At 70.0% G+C, this 19,315-nt stretch carries 17 protein-coding genes; 9 read left to right on the plus strand and 8 right to left on the minus strand.

Annotated features, from left to right (window positions below; translation table 11 throughout):
* The first annotated feature begins 6 nt into the window (after positions 1-6).
* The 6 genes from BLS34_RS16500 (at position 7) to BLS34_RS16525 (ending at position 9,656) form a co-directional block, all read left to right on the plus strand.
* Positions 7-3,204, plus strand: a complete 3,198-nt coding sequence (locus tag BLS34_RS16500; protein WP_051245143.1) for an efflux RND transporter permease subunit — start codon at positions 7-9, stop codon at positions 3,202-3,204.
* A gap of 143 nt (positions 3,205-3,347) precedes the next feature.
* Complete coding sequence (rpe, locus tag BLS34_RS16505; protein ID WP_093152186.1) at positions 3,348-4,013, plus strand: ribulose-phosphate 3-epimerase; 666 nt, start codon at positions 3,348-3,350, stop codon at positions 4,011-4,013.
* 13 nt (positions 4,014-4,026) lie between these two features.
* A complete protein-coding gene (locus tag BLS34_RS16510) occupies positions 4,027-5,676 on the plus strand; it encodes a heparinase II/III family protein (RefSeq protein WP_175474259.1) in 1,650 nt (549 codons plus the stop codon).
* An 83-nt stretch (positions 5,677-5,759) separates the two neighbouring features.
* The gene (locus BLS34_RS16515) at positions 5,760-6,773 is read left to right on the plus strand and encodes an MraY family glycosyltransferase (protein ID WP_093151966.1); all 1,014 of its coding nucleotides are present in this window, start codon (positions 5,760-5,762) and stop codon (positions 6,771-6,773) included.
* Positions 6,770-7,711 (plus strand): NAD-dependent epimerase/dehydratase family protein, encoded by a 942-nt coding sequence (locus BLS34_RS16520; RefSeq protein WP_093151968.1) that lies wholly within the window; start codon positions 6,770-6,772, stop codon positions 7,709-7,711. Before BLS34_RS16515 ends, BLS34_RS16520 begins: the two co-directional genes overlap by 4 nt.
* Before the next feature lie 40 nt (positions 7,712-7,751).
* Positions 7,752-9,656 carry a polysaccharide biosynthesis protein gene (locus BLS34_RS16525; protein ID WP_093151971.1) on the plus strand — a complete coding sequence of 635 codons (1,905 nt, stop codon included), beginning with the start codon at positions 7,752-7,754 and terminating at the stop codon, positions 9,654-9,656.
* A 100-nt stretch (positions 9,657-9,756) separates the two neighbouring features.
* Here the strand turns inward: BLS34_RS16525 and BLS34_RS16530 are convergent, their stop codons facing one another.
* Genes BLS34_RS16530 through deoA form a run of 4 tightly spaced genes read right to left on the minus strand, consistent with a single transcriptional unit; the run spans position 9,757 to position 13,693 of the window.
* Complete coding sequence (locus BLS34_RS16530) at positions 9,757-10,269, minus strand: DUF2937 family protein (RefSeq protein ID WP_093151974.1); 513 nt, start codon at positions 10,267-10,269, stop codon at positions 9,757-9,759.
* A 12-nt stretch (positions 10,270-10,281) separates the two neighbouring features.
* Positions 10,282-11,139, minus strand: a complete 858-nt coding sequence (locus BLS34_RS16535) for a phytanoyl-CoA dioxygenase family protein (RefSeq protein WP_093151977.1) — start codon at positions 11,137-11,139, stop codon at positions 10,282-10,284.
* Positions 11,136-12,374: a phosphopentomutase gene (locus tag BLS34_RS16540; protein WP_093151980.1), complete on the minus strand. Its 1,239-nt coding sequence runs from the start codon at positions 12,372-12,374 to the stop codon at positions 11,136-11,138. Before BLS34_RS16540 ends, BLS34_RS16535 begins: the two co-directional genes overlap by 4 nt.
* A complete protein-coding gene (deoA, locus tag BLS34_RS16545) occupies positions 12,374-13,693 on the minus strand; it encodes a thymidine phosphorylase (RefSeq protein ID WP_093151982.1) in 1,320 nt (439 codons plus the stop codon). The genes BLS34_RS16540 and deoA overlap by 1 nt, the downstream gene beginning before the upstream one ends.
* A gap of 183 nt (positions 13,694-13,876) precedes the next feature.
* Between deoA and BLS34_RS16550 the strand changes: the two genes are divergently transcribed.
* Both BLS34_RS16550 and BLS34_RS16555 read left to right on the plus strand, forming a co-directional pair.
* Positions 13,877-14,254 (plus strand): PRC-barrel domain-containing protein, encoded by a 378-nt coding sequence (locus BLS34_RS16550; RefSeq protein WP_093151985.1) that lies wholly within the window; start codon positions 13,877-13,879, stop codon positions 14,252-14,254.
* Between the two features lie 48 nt (positions 14,255-14,302).
* Positions 14,303-14,530: a hypothetical protein gene (locus BLS34_RS16555; RefSeq protein ID WP_028795995.1), complete on the plus strand. Its 228-nt coding sequence runs from the start codon at positions 14,303-14,305 to the stop codon at positions 14,528-14,530.
* Positions 14,531-14,562: 32 nt separating this feature from the next.
* Here the strand turns inward: BLS34_RS16555 and purH are convergent, their stop codons facing one another.
* From purH to BLS34_RS16570, 3 genes are all read right to left on the minus strand, one after another.
* On the minus strand, positions 14,563-16,149 hold the full coding sequence (gene purH, locus BLS34_RS16560; RefSeq protein ID WP_028795996.1) for a bifunctional phosphoribosylaminoimidazolecarboxamide formyltransferase/IMP cyclohydrolase: 1,587 nt from the start codon (positions 16,147-16,149) through the stop codon (positions 14,563-14,565).
* Between the two features lie 113 nt (positions 16,150-16,262).
* Complete coding sequence (locus BLS34_RS16565) at positions 16,263-17,234, minus strand: DMT family transporter (protein ID WP_245702010.1); 972 nt, start codon at positions 17,232-17,234, stop codon at positions 16,263-16,265.
* Positions 17,235-17,266: 32 nt separating this feature from the next.
* Entirely contained in the window at positions 17,267-17,959 is a 693-nt protein-coding gene (locus BLS34_RS16570; protein ID WP_093151988.1) for an alpha/beta fold hydrolase, read from the minus strand.
* Between the two features lie 90 nt (positions 17,960-18,049).
* On the opposite strand from BLS34_RS16570, the gene bfr reads away from it, so the two are divergent.
* Entirely contained in the window at positions 18,050-18,541 is a 492-nt protein-coding gene (gene bfr / locus BLS34_RS16575; protein ID WP_028795998.1) for a bacterioferritin, read from the plus strand.
* A gap of 152 nt (positions 18,542-18,693) precedes the next feature.
* On the opposite strand, the gene BLS34_RS16580 is transcribed toward bfr, so the two are convergent.
* Positions 18,694-19,098, minus strand: coding sequence for a hypothetical protein (locus BLS34_RS16580; RefSeq protein ID WP_139189362.1), 405 nt, complete (start codon positions 19,096-19,098; stop codon positions 18,694-18,696).
* Between the last annotated feature and the right edge of the window lie 217 nt (positions 19,099-19,315).

Raw genomic sequence — 19,315 nt, forward strand, 5'->3', positions numbered from 1 at the left:
CGTGACATGAACCTCTCCAGATTCTTCATCGACCGTCCGGTTTTCGCCGGGGTGCTGTCGGTCCTGATCTTCGTCGCCGGGCTGCTCGCCCTGCGCAGCCTGCCGATCTCCGAATATCCCGAGGTCGTGCCCCCCACCGTCGTCGTGAACGCCCAGTATCCGGGCGCCAACCCGAAGGTCATCGCCGCCACCGTGGCGACGCCGATCGAGGAGGCGATCAACGGCGTGGAGGACATGCTCTACATGAGCAGCCAGGCCACCACAGACGGCCTGATGACCCTGACCGTGACCTTCAAGCTGGGCACCGACCCGGACAAGGCGCAGCAGCTCGTGCAGAACCGGGTGACCCAGGCCGAGCCGCGGCTGCCGGAAGAGGTCCGCCGCCTCGGCGTGACCACGGTCAAGAGCTCGCCCGACCTGACCATGGTCGTGCACCTGCTCTCGCCCAACGACCGCTACGACATGACCTACCTGCGCAACTACGCCGTCCTGAACGTGAAGGACCGGCTGGCGCGGATCGAGGGCGTGGGCCAGGTCCGGCTGTTCGGCTCCGGCGACTACGCCATGCGGATCTGGCTCGACCCGCAGAAGGTGGCCGAGCGCGGCCTGTCCGCCGGCGACGTGGCCGACGCGATCCGGTCGCAGAACATCCAGGCCGCCGCCGGCATCATCGGCGCCTCGCCGGGCCTGATCGGCGTCGACCTGCAGCTTCCGGTGAACGCCCAGGGACGGCTGGAGACCGAGGAGGAGTTCGGCGACATCATCGTGAAGACCGGCACCGACGGGGCGGTGACCCGCCTGCGCGACATCGCCCGGATCGAGCTGGGGGCGGCGGAATACGCCCTGCGCTCGCTGCTCGACAACAAGTCGGCGGTCGCCATCCCGATCTTTCAGGCGCCGGGGTCCAACGCCATCCAGATCTCCGACGACGTGCGCGCCACCATGGCGGAGCTGAAGGGCTACATGCCCGAGGGCGTGGACTACGAGATCGTCTACGACCCGACCCAGTTCGTGCGCGCCTCCATCGAATCCGTGATCCACACCCTGCTGGAGGCGGTCGGGCTGGTGGTGCTGGTGGTGATCCTGTTCCTGCAGACCTGGCGGGCCTCGATCATCCCGCTCCTGGCCGTGCCGGTCTCGGTGGTCGGCACCTTCGCCGCCATGCACCTGCTCGGCGTGTCGATCAACGCCCTGTCCCTGTTCGGGCTGGTGCTGGCCATCGGCATCGTGGTCGACGACGCGATCGTCGTGGTCGAGAACGTGGAGCGCAACATCGAGGAAGGGCTGGCGCCGAAGGCCGCGACCTACAAGGCGATGCGCGAGGTCTCCGGTCCGATCGTCGCCATCGCCCTGGTGCTGGTGGCGGTGTTCGTGCCGCTCGCCTTCATCAGCGGCCTGACCGGCCAGTTCTACGAGCAGTTCGCACTGACCATCGCGATCTCCACGGTGATCTCGGCGGTGAACTCCCTGACCCTGTCGCCGGCGCTCGCCGCCCTGCTGCTCAAGGGCCACGACGCACCGAAAGACTGGCTGACCCGGGCGATGGACTTCGCCTTCGGCTGGCTGTTCCGCGGCTTCAACGCGGTGTTCCGGCGCGGCTCCAACGCCTATGGCGGCGGGGTGGCGCGGGTGACCCGGCACAAGACGGTCACCGTTGGCCTGTACCTGGCGCTGCTGGGCGCGACCTACGCCATCTTCAACCAGGTCCCCGGCGGCTTCGTGCCGATGCAGGACAAGCAGTACCTGATCGGCTTCGCCCAACTGCCCAACGGCTCGACTCTGGACCGCACCGAGGGCGTGATCCGCGAGATGAGCCGGATCACCCTGGAGGACCCGGACGTGGAGCACGCGGTCGCCTTCCCCGGCCTGTCGATCGCCGGCTTCACCAACAGCTCCAGCGCCGGCATCGTCTTCGCCACCCTGAAGCCGTTCGATGAGCGCCAGGGACCGGCCCACAGCGCCGGGGCCGTCGCCGGCCGCCTGAACGCCCAGTACGGCGCGATCAAGGACGCCTTCGTGGTGATCTTCCCGCCGCCGCCCGTCCAGGGGCTGGGCACCACCGGCGGCTTCAAGCTGCAGATCGAGGACCGGGCCTCGCACGGCTACGAGGCGCTGGACGCGGCGGTGAAGACCTTCCTGGGCGCCGCCCGGCAGGCGCCGGAGCTGGCCAATCTGTTCACCAACTTCCAGGTGAACGTGCCGCAGCTCTACGCCGATCTGGACCGCACCAAGGCCCAGCAGCTCGGCGTGCCGGTGACCGAGGTGTTCGAGACGCTGCAGATCTATCTCGGCAGCCTCTATGTGAACGACTTCAACCGGTTCGGGCGAACCTACTCGGTGCGGCTGCAGGCGGACGCCCCCTACCGCGCCCGGCCGGAGGATATCGGCGCCCTGAAGGTGCGCTCGACCTCCGGCGCCATGGTGCCGCTGTCGGCCCTGCTGAGCGTGGAGCCGGCGGTCGGGCCGGAACAGGCGATGCGCTATAACGGATTCATCGCCGCCGATGTCAGCGGCGCGCCCGCCCCCGGATACTCGTCGGGGCAGGCCCAGGCGGCGGTGGAGCGGATCGCGGCGGAGACCCTGCCGGCCGGTTTCAGCTTCGAATGGACCGACCTGACCTACCAGCAGATCCTGGCGGGGGATTCCTCGCTGATCATCTTCCCGCTGGCCCTCCTGCTGGTCTTCCTGGTGCTGGCCGCCCAGTACGAGAGCCTGAGCCTGCCGCTGGCGATCATCCTGATCGTGCCGATGAGCGTGCTGGCGGCGATGACAGGTGTCTGGCTGACCGGCGGCGACAACAACGTCTTCACCCAGATCGGTCTGGTCGTGCTGGTCGGGCTGTCGGCGAAGAACGCCATCCTGATCGTCGAGTTCGCCCGCGACCTGGAACTGGCCGGGCGCGGTCCCGTGGCCGCCGCGATCGAGGCGAGCCGACTGCGGCTACGGCCGATCCTGATGACGTCGATGGCCTTCATCATGGGCGTGGTGCCGCTGATCACCTCCACCGGGGCGGGGGCGGAGATGCGCTACGCCATGGGCCTGACGGTGTTCTCCGGGATGATCGGGGTGACCGCCTTCGGGATCTTCTTCACGCCGGTGTTCTACGTCGTCGCCCGGGCGCTGACCGGGAACCGGCCGCTGCGCCACGCGGCGGAGGCGGAGCATATCGGTACGCATCACACGGTCCCGGCGCCGGGAGAGTAACCCCCCTCCGCCCTCCCGGCGGCCGGTGCGGGCGTCCTTCGCGCAAGCGAGGGGCGCCCGTCGCTTTCATGGCCGACGCGCCGATCGGCGGCTCGGGGGCACAGGCGCTTGAAGCGGCCGACGCAACCTGCTACCGACCCGCCATGGCCAACGCTCCGCTGATCGCTCCCTCCATTCTCGCCGCCGACTTCGCCAAGCTCGGCGAGGAGATCCGTGCCATCGACGCCGCCGGCGCCGACTGGATCCATGTGGACGTGATGGACGGGCATTTCGTCCCGAACATTTCCCTGGGTCCGGCGATCGTGAAGGCGATCCGGCCGCATACGCGGAAGACCTTCGATGTGCACCTGATGATCGCGCCGGTCGACGCCTATGTGGGCGGCTTCATCGAGGCCGGCGCCGACATCGTCACCGTGCATCCGGAAGCCGGCCCGCACGTCCACCGTACCCTTCAGCTCATCCGCTCGCTGGGCGCCAAGGCCGGGGTCGCGCTGAACCCGGGCACGCCGGTCGAGGCGCTGGACAATCTGATGGACATGGTCGACCTGATCCTGGTGATGACCGTGAACCCCGGGTTCGGCGGCCAGGCCTTCATCGCCTCCCAGCTCGACAAGATCGCCGCCGTCCGCAAGCGGATCGACGCCACCGGCCGCGCCATCCACCTGGAGGTCGATGGCGGGGTGACGGCGGAGACGTCCGGGCGCATCGTGGCGGCCGGGGCCGACGTGCTGGTCGCCGGAACCGCCACCTTCAAGGGCGGGAGCGATGCCTACGCGGCGAACATCGCCGCGATCAGGGCCGCCAACTGACGGGAGAACGGTGGTGAGCAGGCGGCGGGATAGGCGCGGACTGTCGGATCGCCTGCGGGACGCCTATTTCGCCTCGCCGGTGCATGCCTGGCGCCTGTCCGGACCGGTGCCGGACGGGCTGGCCGTGGCCGTCGCCGACGCCTGGACCGGCGATTCCGACCTCGGTCGCGAGCTTCTGGAGGGCACCTACGCCGTCGGCGGCACCGCCGTGCAGGTGGGTGCGGATCCCTGGGATCAGAGCGGCTACAGCGACGCCGCCCGGGAAGCCCTGCACCGGTTCGAATGGCTGCGCGACCTGCGCGATCTCGCCGGGGACGCCGCCCGGCGCCGCGCCCGCGACCTGGTGGGCGCCTGGATCGAGCGGTATCCGGGCTGGGACCGGCTGGCCTGGCGGGCCGATCTGCTGGCCGCCCGCGTCGCCGCCTGGGTCCATACCTTCGGTTTCTTCGCCGACTCCGCCGATGACGACTTCCGCCGCCGGGTGCTGGAGAGCCTGACCCGCCAGTACCGCCACCTGCTGCGCGCGCTGGAAGCCGGCCCGCCCGGTGTCGCCCGGCTGGAGACCCTGCGCGGCGCCCTGATCGCGGCAGTGGCGCTCGGCGCCGACGGCGAGGAGATCCAGGGCCTGGCCGACCGTCTCGACGCGGCGATCCGGGCCCAGATCCTGCCCGATGGCGGCCATCGCTCGCGCTCGCCGGCGATGCAGACCGACGCCCTGGTCGCCCTGGTGGACGCCCGCGCGGCGCTGCGCGCAGCCGGCCGGGAATCCACCGCTGCCCTGGACGAGACCATTCAGCGCATGACCGGCGTGCTCCGCATGCTGCGGCACGGGGACGGCGGCCTCGCCCTGTTCAACGGCGCCACCGAGGGTCAGGTCTGGCGCCTGGACACCCTGATCGCCCGCGCCGAGACCAAGACGCGCGCCGTGACCTCGGCCCTGGAGGCCGGGTTCGAGCGGCTGGTGGCCGGCCGCGCCGTCGCCATCCTCGATACCGGTGCCCCGGTCGCCGACGACGACACCGCCCATGCGGGCACCCTCAGCATGGAGTTCTCGGTCGGCAAGGAACGGCTGGTGGTCAATTGCGGGGCGGCGCCGGGCGATCCGCGCTGGCAGGGGCTGCTGCGCGCGTCGGCCGCCCATTCCGGACTGGTGATCGACGACACCAACACCACCGAGCTGCGCGCCGACGGCAGTCTCGGCCGCCGTCCGGCCCAGGTCCGACTGGAGCGCTGGGAGGCCGACGGCGCGGTCTGGGTCGAGGCCGAGCATGACGGCTACCGCGAAAGCCATTCGGTCGTCCACCGGCGCCGGCTGTTTCTGGCGGCCGGCGGCGACGACCTGCGCGGCGAGGACGTTCTGAGCTATACCGGCGGCCCCGGCGCGAAGCCGCAGGAGGCGGCGATCCGCTTCCATCTGCACCCCCGGGTCTCGGCCTCGCTGATCCAGAACGGCGCCTCGGTGCTGCTGCGCATGCCGTCGGGCGGGGGCTGGCGGCTGCGGGTCACCGGCGGACGGCTGGCCCTGAACGAGAGCGTGTATTTCGGCGAGGGCGGCCGTCTGCAGCGCACCCGCCAGATCGTCATCGGCGTACCGCTGGCCGAGCTGCGCGCGCTGGAGTCGATCTCGGTGAAATGGGCCCTGCGCCGCGAGGACCGGCGGTAGTCCAGGCCACTGAAGCCGCAGGTTTCCGGGTCGTCCGAAAGCGTCCTATCTCCGCCCGCACCGGCTGTGTATAAGCCCTGGCGATGACTGCGATTCTGATCATCGTCGGCCTGGGCGCCGCCCTCTCCTGCCTCGCCACCCGCGCGGTCCTGTCCCTGCTGCGGCGCGCGGCGGTGCTCGACCATCCCAACGACCGTTCCAGCCATGTGATCCCGACCCCGCGCGGCGGCGGCATCGCGGTGATCGCCGCCATCGCCACCGTCGCCCTGGGTGCCACCGTGGTCGAGGGCGCGCCGGTCGGCGGCATGGGCATCGCGCTGGCTCTGGCGATCGGCCTCTCGGTGGTCTCCTTCATCGACGACCTGCGCAACCTGTCGGCCGGCGTGCGGCTCGCCGCCCATGGTCTGGCGGTCGCCGGCGGGCTCTGGGCCCTCGACGGCCACGGCGCCTTCGCCGCCTACCTGCCGCAGCCTCTCGATCTGGCCCTGACCGCCCTGGCCTGGCTCTGGTTCATCAATCTCTACAATTTCATGGACGGGATCGACGGGATCGTCGGCAGCGAGACCGGCGCCATCGCGGTCGGCGTCGGCGGACTGGCGCTTCTCGGGCTGGCCCCGGCCACCCTGCTCGCGCCGAGCGCGGCGGCGCTGGGAGCGGCCCTGGGATTCCTGGTCTGGAACTGGCACAGGGCGAAGATCTTCCTCGGCGATTCCGGCAGCATCCCGCTCGGCTTCCTGATGGGCTACCTGCTGGTCGCCACCGCCGCCCCCGGTGGGCCGGCGCTGGCCGCCGCCCTGGTCCTGCCGCTGGTCTTCGTCATAGACGCCTCGGTGACCCTGATCCGCCGACTCGCCCGGGGCAGGAAGCCGACCGAGGCGCATCGCGAGCACGCCTATCAGCGCGCGGTGCAGGGCGGGTGGAGCCATGCCCGGGTCTGCGCCGCGACGCTCGCCGCCAACGCCGCCCTGATCGCCCTGGCCTGGTGGGTGGCGCCGGTGCAGCCCTGGATAGCCCTCGTGGCCGGCCTCGCGGTGGCGGGGTTGTGCTACGGCCTGCTGCTGCGGGTCGGCACAAGAGCCTCGGAGCCGGCGGTATGAAGGTCCTGGTCACCGGCGCGAGCGGCTATGTGGGCCGGGCGATCCTGCGCGACCTAGAGGCCGGCGGGCATGACCCCGTCGCCGCCATCCGCGATCCGGCCGGTCTGGCCCCGCGCTGGCGCGACCGGGCGGTGACGGTGGGCGATCTCGGCCCGCTGACGGAGTGGTCGGCGGCCCTGGCCGGGGTCGAGGCGGTCATCCACCTGTCCAGCCCCAGCGCGCCGGGCGGCCTGTCCGACGAAACGCTGGACGGCAGCATCGTTAACGGAACGAAACGGCTTGCCGAGGCGGCGGTGGCGGCCGGCGCGCGCCGATTCGTCTTCATGAGCTCGGTCAAGGCGGCCGGCGAGACCACGCCGTTTTCCGGCATCGACGAGACCGCGGCCCCCGCGCCCGGCGATTCCTACGGCCGGGCCAAGCTGGCCGCCGAACGGGCCCTGGCGGACACGGGACTGGAGGTGGTGATCCTGCGCCCGCCGCCGGTCTACGGGCCGGGAAGCGGCGGCAATCTGCGGCGGATCATCGACTTCCTGCGCCGCGCGCCGGCGGTGCTGCCGCTCGGCATCTCCGGCAACCGGCGCTCCTTCCTGCACCGCGACAACCTCGCCTCGGCCACCCTGGCCTGTCTGGAACGTCCGGAGGCGGCGGGCCGCACCTTCTTCGCCACCGACGGCGAGGCGCTGTCCACCGGGGCCCTGACCCGGCGGATTCTCGACGCGCTCGGCCGCCGGGCGCTGCTGCTGCCCGTCCCGGCGCGCGGGCTGGCCCTGCTGGGCGATACCGGCCGGCGGCTCGGCGGCTCCTGTGCCTTCGACGACACCGCCCTGCGGCGGACCCTGGGGTGGAAACCGGTCGTCGATCCGCAGGCCGGGATGCTAGAGGCTGTCCGGCAGACGGCTGACCCCCTGCTGACCGGCGGTGACGGGGGGCAACCGTGATAGACTCCCTCGGCCCAGCCACTCCAGCCCGCGACATCGCATGAACGCCCGCGCTTTCAGACGCTCCCTGCTGATCTTCGCCCACGACACGGTGATGGCCGCCGTGTCGTTTCCGCTGGCGCTGTATGTGCGGCTGGGCGACCAGATCGCCTGGTGGCCGATGCAGGCGATCCAGACCGGCACGGCGCTGTTCACCCTGACCGCGCTGGCGGTGTTCCTGGTGATGCGCCTCGACACGGCGGTGTGGCGTTACACGTCGATCGGCGATCTCGGCCAGATCGTCCGCGCGGTGGCGGTGATCATCGCGGCCTTCCTGGTGCTGCAGTTCATCGTCACGCGCCTCGATTCCCTGCCCCGCTCGTTCCTGGTGATCGAGGCGGCGCTGCTGTCGATCCTGCTGATCCTGCCCCGGGTCGGCTACCGGCTGCTGAAGGACGGCACGATCTCCGCCCTGTTCGAGCGCAACGCCCGGGACCGGGTGCCGGTGCTCTTGGTCGGTGCGGGGGACGGGGCGGACCTGTTCATCCGCGAGACCGCGCCGGGTCACGAGATGCCCTATCGGGTGGTCGGCATCGTCGACGACCGGGAGTCGCGGAACGGACGCCGTATCCGCGGCGTGCCGGTCTTCGGCGGCCTGACGGACCTGGAAGCGGTGGTGCAGCGGCTGACCGGACAGGGGCTGCGGCCGCAGCGCATCGTGCTGACCCGCCGGCAGATGGACGGCGCCACCGTCCGCGGCGTTCTGGACCGGGCCGACGCGCTCGGGATCCCGGTCAGCCGCATGCCGGTGCTGAGCGCGCTGGAGACGCCCGGCGACGCCCAGGTGCAGCTCCGCCCGATCAACGTGGAGGATGTGCTCGGCCGGCCGCAGGCGACCCTGGACCGGCCGGCCATGCAGCGGCTGATCGCGGGCCGTCGGGTGCTGGTCACCGGCGCGGGCGGCACCATCGGCTCCGAGCTGGTGCGCCAGATCGCCGATCTCGGACCGGCCCGCATCACCCTGGTGGACCAGTCGGAATACGCGCTCTACCGGATCGACCTTGAGCTGGCCGAGCGGGTGCCGGAGTTACCGCGCGCGGCGCTGATCGGCGACGTGCGGGACCCCGCCCGGGTGACCGAGATCCTCAGCGAGGCCAGACCCGAAATCCTGTTCCACGCCGCCGCGCTGAAGCACGTGCCGCTGATGGAGGCGAATGTCTGCGACGCGGTGCTGACCAACGCCATCGGCACCCGCATCGTCGCCGACGCCGCGCGGGCCGCCGCGGTCGGCACGGTGGTGGTGATCTCCACCGACAAGGCGGTGAACCCGACCAACGTCATGGGCGCGACCAAGCGGCTGGCCGAGGCGTACTGCCAGGCGCTGGACCTGGACGGCGGCACCCGCTTCGTGACCACCCGCTTCGGCAACGTGCTGGGCTCCACCGGCTCGGTCGTGCCGCTGTTCCAGCGCCAGCTCGAACGCGGCGGGCCGCTGACCGTGACCCATCCGGACATCACCCGCTACTTCATGACCGTGCGCGAGGCGGTGGAGCTGGTGCTCCAGGCCGCCGCCCTGGAGAACGCGACGCCGCGGGAGCGGGGCGGCATCACCGTGCTGGACATGGGCGAGCCGGTGAAGATCGTCGACCTGGCCGACCGGATGATCCGGCTGGCCGGGCTGGAGCCGGGCAAAGACATCCAGATCGCCTTCACCGGCCTGCGTCCCGGCGAGAAGCTGCACGAGGAGCTGTTCCACGGCGCCGAGACCCTGGAGGCGACGGAGATCCCCGCCATCCGCCGAGCCCATCCCCGCACCGCCGACCATGCCCTGATCGAGCGCGGCCTGGACGAGCTGGAGGCGGCCGCCCGCTCCCGGCAGATGGTCGCCACGGTCGAGATACTCGGCCGCATGGTGCCAGAGTACGAGTCCGGCACGGCCAAGGTCGTGGCGGCGGAGGGGTCTTAGTCACGGCGCGTTCCTGACCCGATCCCCTACCGTCGTCCTGAACTTGATTCAGGATGACGGAAATATCGGGTGAGAGCGGGTGCGTCAGCGGGCGGGTGCGTCAGCGGGCGGGCGCGCGGCGACGGGGGGAGCGGAAGCCGCGCACCAGCAGCGTGGACACCGCCGCGAACAGCATCCAGGCCAGAACCGCGCCGACCACGCCCCAGCGCGGATCGATCGTCAGCCCCGGCCGCCACTCGGCATAGGCGTTGCCCAGGATATCGCTGTCGGAATGGCGCAGCGCCACCGCCGGCCGGGTCCACGGACCCGCCGCCTCCAGCTCCGCGCGGGCGGCCCGCAGGTCGGTGAGCCGGTCCACCATGGCGGTCAGCCGCCGGCCGGAGCCCTGGATCGCCGGGTCCGCGTTGGTGCGGTGGCGCTCCAGATAGGCCTCCAGGGTGAGGTTCTGGGCGGCGGCCTCGGTCCGATGGGCGGTCACCTGCCGATCCAGCTCGTCCACCGCCCCGCCCAACCGTTGCGCATAGGCATCGACGAAGGAGGAGACCTGCGATCCGCCCGTGAGCCCGAGGATCACGACGAGGAGCAGGCACAGGTCGCGCAGCATCCGAAACATCGTCTCTCCCGGTCAGAAGCCTCGGAACGGATCGTCCGGACGGCGGCGGATCCAGTTGCCAGGGTGCCATGCCGCCGCCCCGTCCACCATGTGCAGCGTGTACGCCATGCGCGAGCGCGGCGAGGTGTTGGCCGCGCTGCCATGGGGCAGCAACCCGTGCAGCACGACCAGGGTGCCCTTCCGCGCGGGCAGGGGCACGAAGCCGTCCGCCGGGTAGGGCGTGGCGTCCAGGGTCTCCAGGGACAGCCCGCCGTCACGGTCCAGGAACCGCTGACGCAGCGGGCCCTTATGGCCTCCCGGCTGGGCGATCAGACAGCCATTGCCCTCGTCCGCGTCCTCCAGCGCCAGCCAGAAGCCGGTCACGCTGGGCGGGTCGGTGACGAGAAAAGCGGCGTCCTGATGCGGCACCACCGCGCCGCCGATGGCGGGCGGTTTCCAGATCACCATCGACTGCACCAGCTTCGGTGCGCCGATGCCGAGGGTGGCGGCGATACGGGCCAGCACCGGACGACGCGACACGCGGTCGAAGTCCGGGTCGAGATCGTGCATGGCGTGGCCGAGCTTGTTCACCGCCCGGTGCCGGTCGACGGTCAGCGCGCCCTCGGCATCCACCGCGCCGTCCTCCAGGAACACCCGGATCTTGTCGCCGCTCTCGCGGAAATACGCGTCGGAGGCGTGCCTCGGCGCGGTGGTGGAGAACACCGAACGCCCCTCCGCCGGGTCCCAGGCGTCGACGATCGCATGGGCGCGCTCGATCAGGGCGTCGCAGTCGGCGGACGGGATCGCATCCTCGACGACCAGCACCCCGTCGCGCCCATAGGCGGCGGCGAGTTCGGCCGGGTCGCTGTCGACGGCGAAGCGCGGGATCATCGCCGCGTCCCCAGCCGGCCAGACCTCAACCGATCTATGCCGTGATCGCCCGGCGCCAGGCCCAGATGGGCGGCCAGGGTGGCGCCCAAATCGGCGAAGGCGAGTTGGCCGAGATCCCCTGGCGCCAGGCCGGGGCCGGCGAACAGCACCGGCACCTGCTCGCGGGTATGGTCGCTGCCGCGCCAGGTCGGATCGCAGCCATGATCCGCCGTGAGCACCGCCAGATCGCCCGGCCGCAGGGCGCCGAGGAAAAGCGGCAGGTCGCGGTCGAACGCCTCCAGGGCGGCGGCGTACCCGGCGACGTCGCGGCGGTGACCGTAGAGCGTGTCGAAATCGACGAAATTCGCCACCACCAGCGCGTTGTCCAGATCGCGGCCGGTCACGGACATCAGGGTCTCGAACACCCCGTCATTACCGGCAGTCTTGATCTCCTCGCCGGTGCCGGCATGGGCGAAGATGTCGCCGATCTTGCCGATGGAGACCACCGACCCGCCGGACTCGGACTGGCGCTGCAGCAGGGTCGGTGCCGGCGGGGTAACGGCCAGGTCCTTGCGGTTGGCGGTGCGGGTGAAGTCGTCGGGTCCGGAGCCCAGGAACGGCCGGGCGATGATCCGACCGACCGTGTCGGGCACCAGGGTGCGGGCGACCCGGCAGACCTTATAGAGCCGCTCCAGCCCGAAGCTCTCCTCATGGGCGGCGATCTGCACCACGCTGTCGGCCGAGGTGTAGAGGATCGGCTTGCCGGTCCTCATATGCTCGGCGCCGAGATCGGCGATTATGGTCGTTCCGCTTGCGTGACAATTTCCCAGGATGCCCGGCAGCCCGCAGCGCTCGACCAGGGCGGCGGTGAACTCGGCCGGGAAGGTCGGAACGGTGTCGGGATAGTAGGTCCAGTCGAAGGCGACCGGCACGCCGGCCAGCTCCCAATGGCCGCTCGGCGTGTCCTTACCCAGGCTGATCTCCGCCGCGTGGCCCCAGGCCCCGATGCGGGCCGGCGCCGCGTCCAGTCCGACGGGCTCGGTGCCCGTCGCCCCGCGATGCGCCGCCCCCAGTCCGAGGGCCAGCAGGTTCGGGAGGTGCAGCGTGCCACTGCGGCCGTGCCCGTCGCCCCGGCCGGTGGCGCAGGCATCGGCGATATGGCCCACCGTGTCGGAACCGGCATCGCCAAAGCGCTCCGCATCCGGGGCGCCGCCGATCCCGACGGAATCCAGCACGATGAAGAAGGCGCGGGCCATCAGCCTTCCCCCGTCCGCCGTTCGATCACCACCGGCCCGACCTCCGGTGCAGCGTCGCCCAGGGTATAGGCGGCGCGGATGGAGGCAGCCGCCGGCTCGGCGGCGGCGGCATCGCGGCAATGGATCACCGCCAGCGGCACGTCCGGGCCGACCGCCTCACCGATGCCGGCGATCTCCGTCAGCCCGACGGCATGGTCGATCCTGTCGGATGCCTGGCGACGCCCGCCGCCCAGCTCGATCACCGCCACGCCGAGCCGGCGGGCGTCGATCCGGGCGACGATGCCCGGAGCCTCGGCATAGACCGGCACGGCGGCGGGAGCGGTCTCCAGATGTGCCTCGGGTCTGTCCATCAGGTCGGCCGGGCCGCCCAGCGCGGCGACCATGCGGCCGAAGACCTCGGCCGCGCGCCCGTCCTCCAGCGCCGCTCGGGCCATGTCGCGGCCGATATCGGGAGTCTCGGCGATCTTTCCCTGGGCCAGCATCTCACCGGCCAGCGCCAGGATCACCTCCAGGCTGCGCGGCTCGCGCTCGGCGCCGGTCAGGAAGGCGACGGCATCGGCCACCTCCAGCGCGTTGCCGGCGGTGCGGCCCAGCACCTGGTTCATGTCGGTGATCAGCGCCACCGTCGGCAGGCCCGCCGCCCGCGCGGTCTCCGCCAGGGCGTCGGCCAGGTTCCGCGCCTTGGACAGGTCGTCCATGAAGGCGCCGCTGCCGCATTTCACGTCCATCACCAGCCCGTCCAGGCCGGCGGCAAGCTTCTTTGAGAGGATGGAGGCGGTAATCAGGGCGGCGGATTCCACCGTCGCGGTGACGTCGCGGATGGCATAGAGCCGCCGGTCCGCCGGTGCCAGGTCGTCGGTCTGGCCGATCACGCAGCAGCCGACCTCCCGCACCACCCGCTGGAACGTCTTCAGGTCCGGATTGGTGCGGTAGCCGGGGATCGAGTCCAGCTTGTCCAAGGTGCCGCCGGTATGGCCGAGCCCGCGCCCGGAGATCATCGGCACATAGCCGCCGCAGGCGGCGACGATGGGGGCCAGCATCAGGCTGATCCGGTCCCCGACCCCGCCGGTGGAGTGCTTGTCGAGCACCGGGCCGTCGAGCCCGTCCCAGCGCAGCACGGTGCCGCTGTCGGCCATCGCCCGGGTCAGGGCGGCGCGCTCGTCGGCGTCCATACCCTGGAAGAACACCGCCATGGCGAAGGCCGCGGCCTGTCCCTCGCCCACCGCTCCGCCCGTCAGCCCGGCGATGAATTCGGCGATCGCCTCGGCCGATAGGGTCTGGCCGTCGCGTTTGGCGCGGATGACTTCCTGGGGGAGCACGGAGCTGTCCTTCGCTGATCGATGGGTCGGCAACCAGACTACATGTGGGGTCCGGGCCTCGCCACTGCGACGGCGGAGGCCGGCGATCACCGCCACTTACGCCGGTAATCCCGGCAAAACCTGTGGAACCGGTCCTGCCTCAGCCCCGTTGGCCAGGGACATGCACAACGCAAGGAGGAGCATATGAGGAGGAAATTACTGGCCGGTGCCGGCGCTCTCTCGCTCGCCGTCGCGGCTCTCGCCATCGTCCCGAGCGCGCCCGTGCAGGCCGATACCTCGGTCGTCGTGGTCGATGCCACGGACCTTTATCGCAGCCCCAGCACGGGGAACGGCCCGCGCCTCTCGGAGCTGAGCGGCCAGGCGGTCTACAGCAATTCCGGCAAGCAGCTCGGCGTGATCGAGGATTTCGCGATCGGCCGCGGCGGCGAGGTCGTGGCGGTGGTCGATACCGATAACGGCCCGCTCGACGAGCTCTTCGAGGCCGGGGATGACGACATGCTGATCATCCCGCTGCGCGAGCTGCGCACCGCTCCGATGGCCAGCCTGCACGGCGCCCAATAGGCGCCGGGTCTGGCCCTCCATCAGCCACCAAGATCCTTGGAGGATGACATGCCTAGAACTCTCATGACTGCGGCGGCCCTTGCCGCCGGCGCGCTCGCCCTCTCCGCCTGCGGCAACACCGCGACCGAGCGCGGCGTCACGGGTGCCGGTCTCGGCGGTGCCGCCGGCTACGCGGTCGGCGCCCCGCTTCTCGGCGCCGCGGCCGGCGGTGCCACCGGCGCCTTCACCGAGGAAGACGACATCAACCTCGGCAGCCCGATCTGGGATTGGGACTGACCCGACCCCGCACTTCCGGCACTTCCGGCCGATCAGTGCCGGAAGTGCCGCATGCCGGTGAGCACCATCGCCAGCCCCCGCTCGTCGGCGGCGGCGATGATCTCCTCGTCGCGGATCGACCCGCCGGGCTGGATGATCGCGGTGGCCCCCGCTTCGGCGACGGTGATCAGGCCGTCGGCGAAGGGGAAGAACGCGTCCGACGCGGCGACCGAGCCCACTGTGCGCGGCTCGGCCCAGCCGGCGGCTTTGGCGGCGTCCTTGGCCTTGATCGCGGCGATGCGCGCGGCGTCCACCCGGCTCATCTGCCCGGCGCCAATGCCGGCGGTGGAGCCGTCCTTCACATAGACGATGGTGTTCGACTTCACGTGCTTGCCGATGCGGAAGGCGAGCAGCAGGTCGCGCATCTCCGCCGCGCTCGGCGCCCGCTTGGTGACGACCTTCAGCTCGGTCTCGCTCACCCGGCCGGCATCGCGCGACTGGATCAGCAGCCCGCCGGCCAAGTTCTTGATCGTCAGGCCCTTGGCGGTCGGGTCCGGCATGCCGCCGGTCTTCAGCACCCGCAGGTTCTTCTTCGCGGCGAAGACCTCCAGGGCGGCCGGATCGAAATCGGGGGCGATCACCACTTCGCTGAAGATAGCCGCGATCTTCTCGGCGGTGGCGGCGTCCATCCGGCGGTTGGCAGCGACGATGCCGCCGAAGGCGCTGACCGGGTCGCAGGCGAGTGCTGCGTCCCACGCATCCGACAGCGAGCCGGCGACGGCGACGCCGCACGGGTTGGCATGCTTGATGATGGCGATGCCCGGCTCGTCCAGCTCGGCCGCCAGTTCGAAGGCGGCGTCGGTATCGTTCAGGTTGTTGTAGCTGAGTTCCTTGCCCTGGACCTGCTCGGCGGTCGATACGCCGGCCCGGCTCTCCGCGGTGCGGTAGAACGCGGCCTGCTGGTGCGGGTTCTCGCCGTAGCGCAGCACCTGCGGGGCGGAGCCGGCCAGGGTGAAGCGGCGCGGGAAGACCTCGCCCACCTCGCCGGCCAGCCAGCCGGCGATGGCCGCGTCATAGGCCGCCGTGCGGCCATACGCGGTGGCGGCGAGCTTGCGGCGCAGGGCGAGGCTGGTGGCGCCGTCGTTCGCGCGCATCTCCTCCAGCACCGGGCCGTAGTCCTCCACATCGACGATGACGGTGACGAAGTCGTGGTTCTTCGACGCCGCGCGGATCATCGCCGGGCCGCCGATATCGATGTTCTCCACGCTCTCGTCGTAGCCTGCCCCGCGGGCGCGGGTCGCCTCGAACGGATAGAGGTTCACCACCAGCAGGTCGATCGGCGCGATGCCGTGCGCATCCATGGCGGCGACATGGTGGTCCAGGTCGCGTCTGGCGAGCAGGCCGCCATGGATCACCGGATGCAGGGTCTTCACCCGGCCGTCCATCACCTCCGGGAAGCCGGTCCGCTCCGCCACCTCGACCACCGGGATGCCGGCCTCGGCGATCGCCTTGGCGGTGCCGCCGGTCGACAGGATCTCCACGCCCATCTGCGACAGAGCGGCGGCGAACTCGATCAGGCCGGTCTTGTCGGAGACGGAGATCAGGGCGCGGGCGACGGGAACCAGATCGGGGGCGGCCATGGGGGGCGACCTCGGCAGTTGTTCAGGGATGCGGGCTTATCCCCATTGAAACCGCTCCGGTCAACCGGACACAGCGTCCCAGCCGGGGCTCGGCCCTCTTTTCCCGCCGGGGTTCAGCCCTCTTTTCCCATCGCCCGGGGCGAGGCGACGGGCGGCACCCGGTCCACCGCGGTCGAGGGCGGTCCGGCCGGCAGCTTGCCCTCCTTCTTAAGCCGCGCCTCGCGGATGCCGATATAGGTGGCGCTGGAGAAGATCATTGCGCCCCCCACCCAGGTCCACACGTCCGGCAGTTCGCCGAAGACCACATAGCCGATGGCCGCGGCCCAGAGCAGCTTGGAGAAATCCACCGGCAGAACGGCGGAGGCGTCGGCTATCTTGAAGGACTGGTTCATCGCCGTCTGGGCGATGGTGCCGACAATGCCGATGGCGATCAGCCAGAGCAGGGATTCCAGCGACGGCCAGGCCCAGAACGGCAGGGCGACGACCAGGCAGACCGGCGACAGGAAGATCGAGGCATAGGCGGTGATGGTGACGCTGGACTCCGTGCGGGTCAGCACCTTGATCACCATCAGCGCCACCGACCAGACCACCGAGGACCCGAGGATCAGCATCGGACCGAGGCCGACCTCGATCACCCCGGGGCGCAGGATGACCATGGCGCCGACGAAGCCGATGACGATGGCCGTCCAGCGGCGCAGGCGTACCACCTCGCCCAGCACCAGCATGGCCAGGACCGTGGCGAAGAGCGGAGCGGTGAAGCCCAGCGCCGCCACGGTGGCCAGCGGCGTGATCGACAGGCCGTAGAAGAACATCAGCATCGCCGCGGCATTCAGCATGCCGCGGATGCCCAGCAGCTTGACCTTGCTGGTGCGCAGCGGCGCCCAGCCCTGGCGCAGGAAGACCGGCGCGAGGGCGAAGAACCCGAAGAAGACCCGGAAGAACGCGATCTCGAACGGATGCAGCTCCAGGCTCACGTGACGGATCGCAGCGTGCATGAAGCTGAAGGCGGCGGCGGCCACCGCCATCATCAGGACGCCGGCGAGCGAGCCGGTGAGCAGCGGGGACAGGGCGGATCTGACTGACACCCAGGCAACCTACCCGCCGGGCCGAGGCCTGCCTAGAGCCCGTTCAGAAACGCCATGATGCTGTCAGCCAACTGATCCGGCTTTTCCATCGGGATGATGTGACCGCAGTTCTCGAAGATTTCCAGGCGCGCGTTCGGGATGCCGGCGGCCAGCGCCTCCAGTTCGGCGAGCGGCCGAAGCAGGTCCTCGCGGGCGGCGACCACCAGCGTGGGCGCGGCGATGCGGGGCAGGTCGCCATGGCCGTCGACCCGTGTGGCCAGGAGCTGGCGCGCCATGACCTCGCCGCCGAGTTCGGCCCCCATCGCCCGCAACCGGGCCACCAGGGCCTCCCGGTCCGGATGATCCGGATGGATGCCGCGGGCCAGGGCCTTGCGCGACATGCCCTTGAAGCCGGTCTCGGCGAGCTGTGAGAGGATCGCCTCCTTGCGGCCATGCTCCGCGTCGGAGGTGGCGCGGGCCGAGGTGCCGATGAGGATCAGCGCGTCGACCCGCTCCGGCGCGCTCAGCGCGATCTCCCGGGCCACGAAGCCGCCCATGGAGAAGCCGAGCAGCGCGAAGCGGTCGGGCGCGTCCCGGAGCACGCGTCGGGCCATGCCGGCGATGGACGTGTCGCTGTACACATCCCCGTGCAGAAGCCGGAGCCGGTCGCCGAGGCTGTCGGCAAGATCGTCGAAAAGACCGGGCCCCAGCATGAAGCCGGGCAGGCAGACTGTATTGCGGATCATTCTCAATTACTTGAAATCATTACGTTTTTTCTTGCCGATTTGAACCGTTCTTGTACTCTGCGCGCAATGATCCGACCGACGGAGGGCGCCATGAAGGGCGACAAGACAGTCATCGAACACCTGAATCGCATCCTCAAGAACGAGTTGACGGCGATCAACCAGTACTTCCTGCACTCCCGAATCCTCGGCGACTGGGGTGTTTCGAAGCTTTCGAAGAAGGCCTATGAGGAATCCATCGAGGAGATGGAGCACGCCGACAAGCTGATTCAGCGCATCCTGTTCCTGGAAGGCCTGCCGAACCTGCAGGAGCTGAACAAGCTGCGCATCGGCGAGAGCGTCAAGGAGATCCTCGAGTGCGACCTGGCGGTCGAGCTCGACGCGGTGCCGGACCTGCGCGAGGCGATCGCCCATGCCGACTCGATCCGGGACTACGTCAGCCGCGATCTCTTCAACGAGATCCTCAACGACGAGGAAGAGCATGTCGACTACCTGGAGACCCAGCTCGACCTGATCGGCCGCATCGGCATCGAGCACTACACCCACCTGCAGAGCGAAGCCAACGCGATGACCGAAGGGTCCTGAGCCCGCCTGCTCTATCTTCAATAGATTGCGAGCCTTTCCCGATCACGGGTGATCTGGAAAGGCTCTAGCGGTGCGTTGGCGCCGCTCGACAACTCTAGCGCCATGAGACGGTCACCCGCCTTGGGGCGGGTGACCGGATTGCGTCTCCGACGTTAGGCTTGCGGCTCCAGGATCCACAAATATCTGGTATCGCGCTGCACCAGATCCTGGGCTTCCAGACTGTCGGTCTGACCTCGGGAATGGGGATCCAGGATCGACCGTCCCGACACGACCGAGGTAATCATGATCGCGTCGGGGTACTCGGCGGACACTTCACATTTCCAGTGCTGATCCGCCGGGCTCTTGAGAACCTCATCGTCCGTTCGATAGCCGCTGACGGCCGGACCGTTGCTGTAGATGACGGTACCGAGCCACGCCAGGCTCATGATCCGGAGATAGTCGCCCTCCTGAAGGAAATACCAGAGCTGGTCGTTACTTATCGCGCCGCCTCCGTAGGCGCAAAGGCCGCCGCTCCTCGGAAACTCCGGTGTTTGAGCGATGACATTGTCGGTCGACATGTTCCTGAGCCTGTACGGCACAGCACTGATTGGCAGCATAACAAGTCCCCCATCTATCGGTTGATTAAGTAGCTGGTGATCGAAGGTATTTTCGACCTGACGAGTCTGCGTCCGCCAAAGGGCAAAGTCCTGAAATTCACTCAACTAAAAGCCGAAATAATAACGAAGTTGCGGGCTCGTATCGGCCGAATCTGATGGCACGCTGGGGGAGCCTGAA

This window comes from Thalassobaculum litoreum DSM 18839, assembly GCF_900102465.1.
GTDB classification, from domain to species: Bacteria; Pseudomonadota; Alphaproteobacteria; order Thalassobaculales; family Thalassobaculaceae; genus Thalassobaculum; species Thalassobaculum litoreum.

Coding starts and splice junctions, on each gene's coding strand:
- BLS34_RS16530 (WP_093151974.1), bottom strand. CDS start 10,269: ATGTTTCGGATGCTGCGCGACCTGTGCCTGCTCCTCGTCGTGATCCTC.
- BLS34_RS16555 (WP_028795995.1), top strand. CDS start 14,303: ATGCCTAGAACTCTCATGACTGCGGCGGCCCTTGCCGCCGGCGCGCTC.
- BLS34_RS16515 (WP_093151966.1), top strand. CDS start 5,760: ATGACTGCGATTCTGATCATCGTCGGCCTGGGCGCCGCCCTCTCCTGC.
- BLS34_RS16580 (WP_139189362.1), bottom strand. CDS start 19,098: ATGTCGACCGACAATGTCATCGCTCAAACACCGGAGTTTCCGAGGAGC.
- rpe (WP_093152186.1), top strand. CDS start 3,348: ATGGCCAACGCTCCGCTGATCGCTCCCTCCATTCTCGCCGCCGACTTC.
- bfr (WP_028795998.1), top strand. CDS start 18,050: ATGAAGGGCGACAAGACAGTCATCGAACACCTGAATCGCATCCTCAAG.
- BLS34_RS16520 (WP_093151968.1), top strand. CDS start 6,770: ATGAAGGTCCTGGTCACCGGCGCGAGCGGCTATGTGGGCCGGGCGATC.
- BLS34_RS16570 (WP_093151988.1), bottom strand. CDS start 17,959: ATGATCCGCAATACAGTCTGCCTGCCCGGCTTCATGCTGGGGCCCGGT.
- BLS34_RS16550 (WP_093151985.1), top strand. CDS start 13,877: ATGAGGAGGAAATTACTGGCCGGTGCCGGCGCTCTCTCGCTCGCCGTC.
- BLS34_RS16525 (WP_093151971.1), top strand. CDS start 7,752: ATGAACGCCCGCGCTTTCAGACGCTCCCTGCTGATCTTCGCCCACGAC.
- BLS34_RS16540 (WP_093151980.1), bottom strand. CDS start 12,374: ATGGCCCGCGCCTTCTTCATCGTGCTGGATTCCGTCGGGATCGGCGGC.
- BLS34_RS16535 (WP_093151977.1), bottom strand. CDS start 11,139: ATGATCCCGCGCTTCGCCGTCGACAGCGACCCGGCCGAACTCGCCGCC.
- purH (WP_028795996.1), bottom strand. CDS start 16,149: ATGGCCGCCCCCGATCTGGTTCCCGTCGCCCGCGCCCTGATCTCCGTC.
- BLS34_RS16500 (WP_051245143.1), top strand. CDS start 7: ATGAACCTCTCCAGATTCTTCATCGACCGTCCGGTTTTCGCCGGGGTG.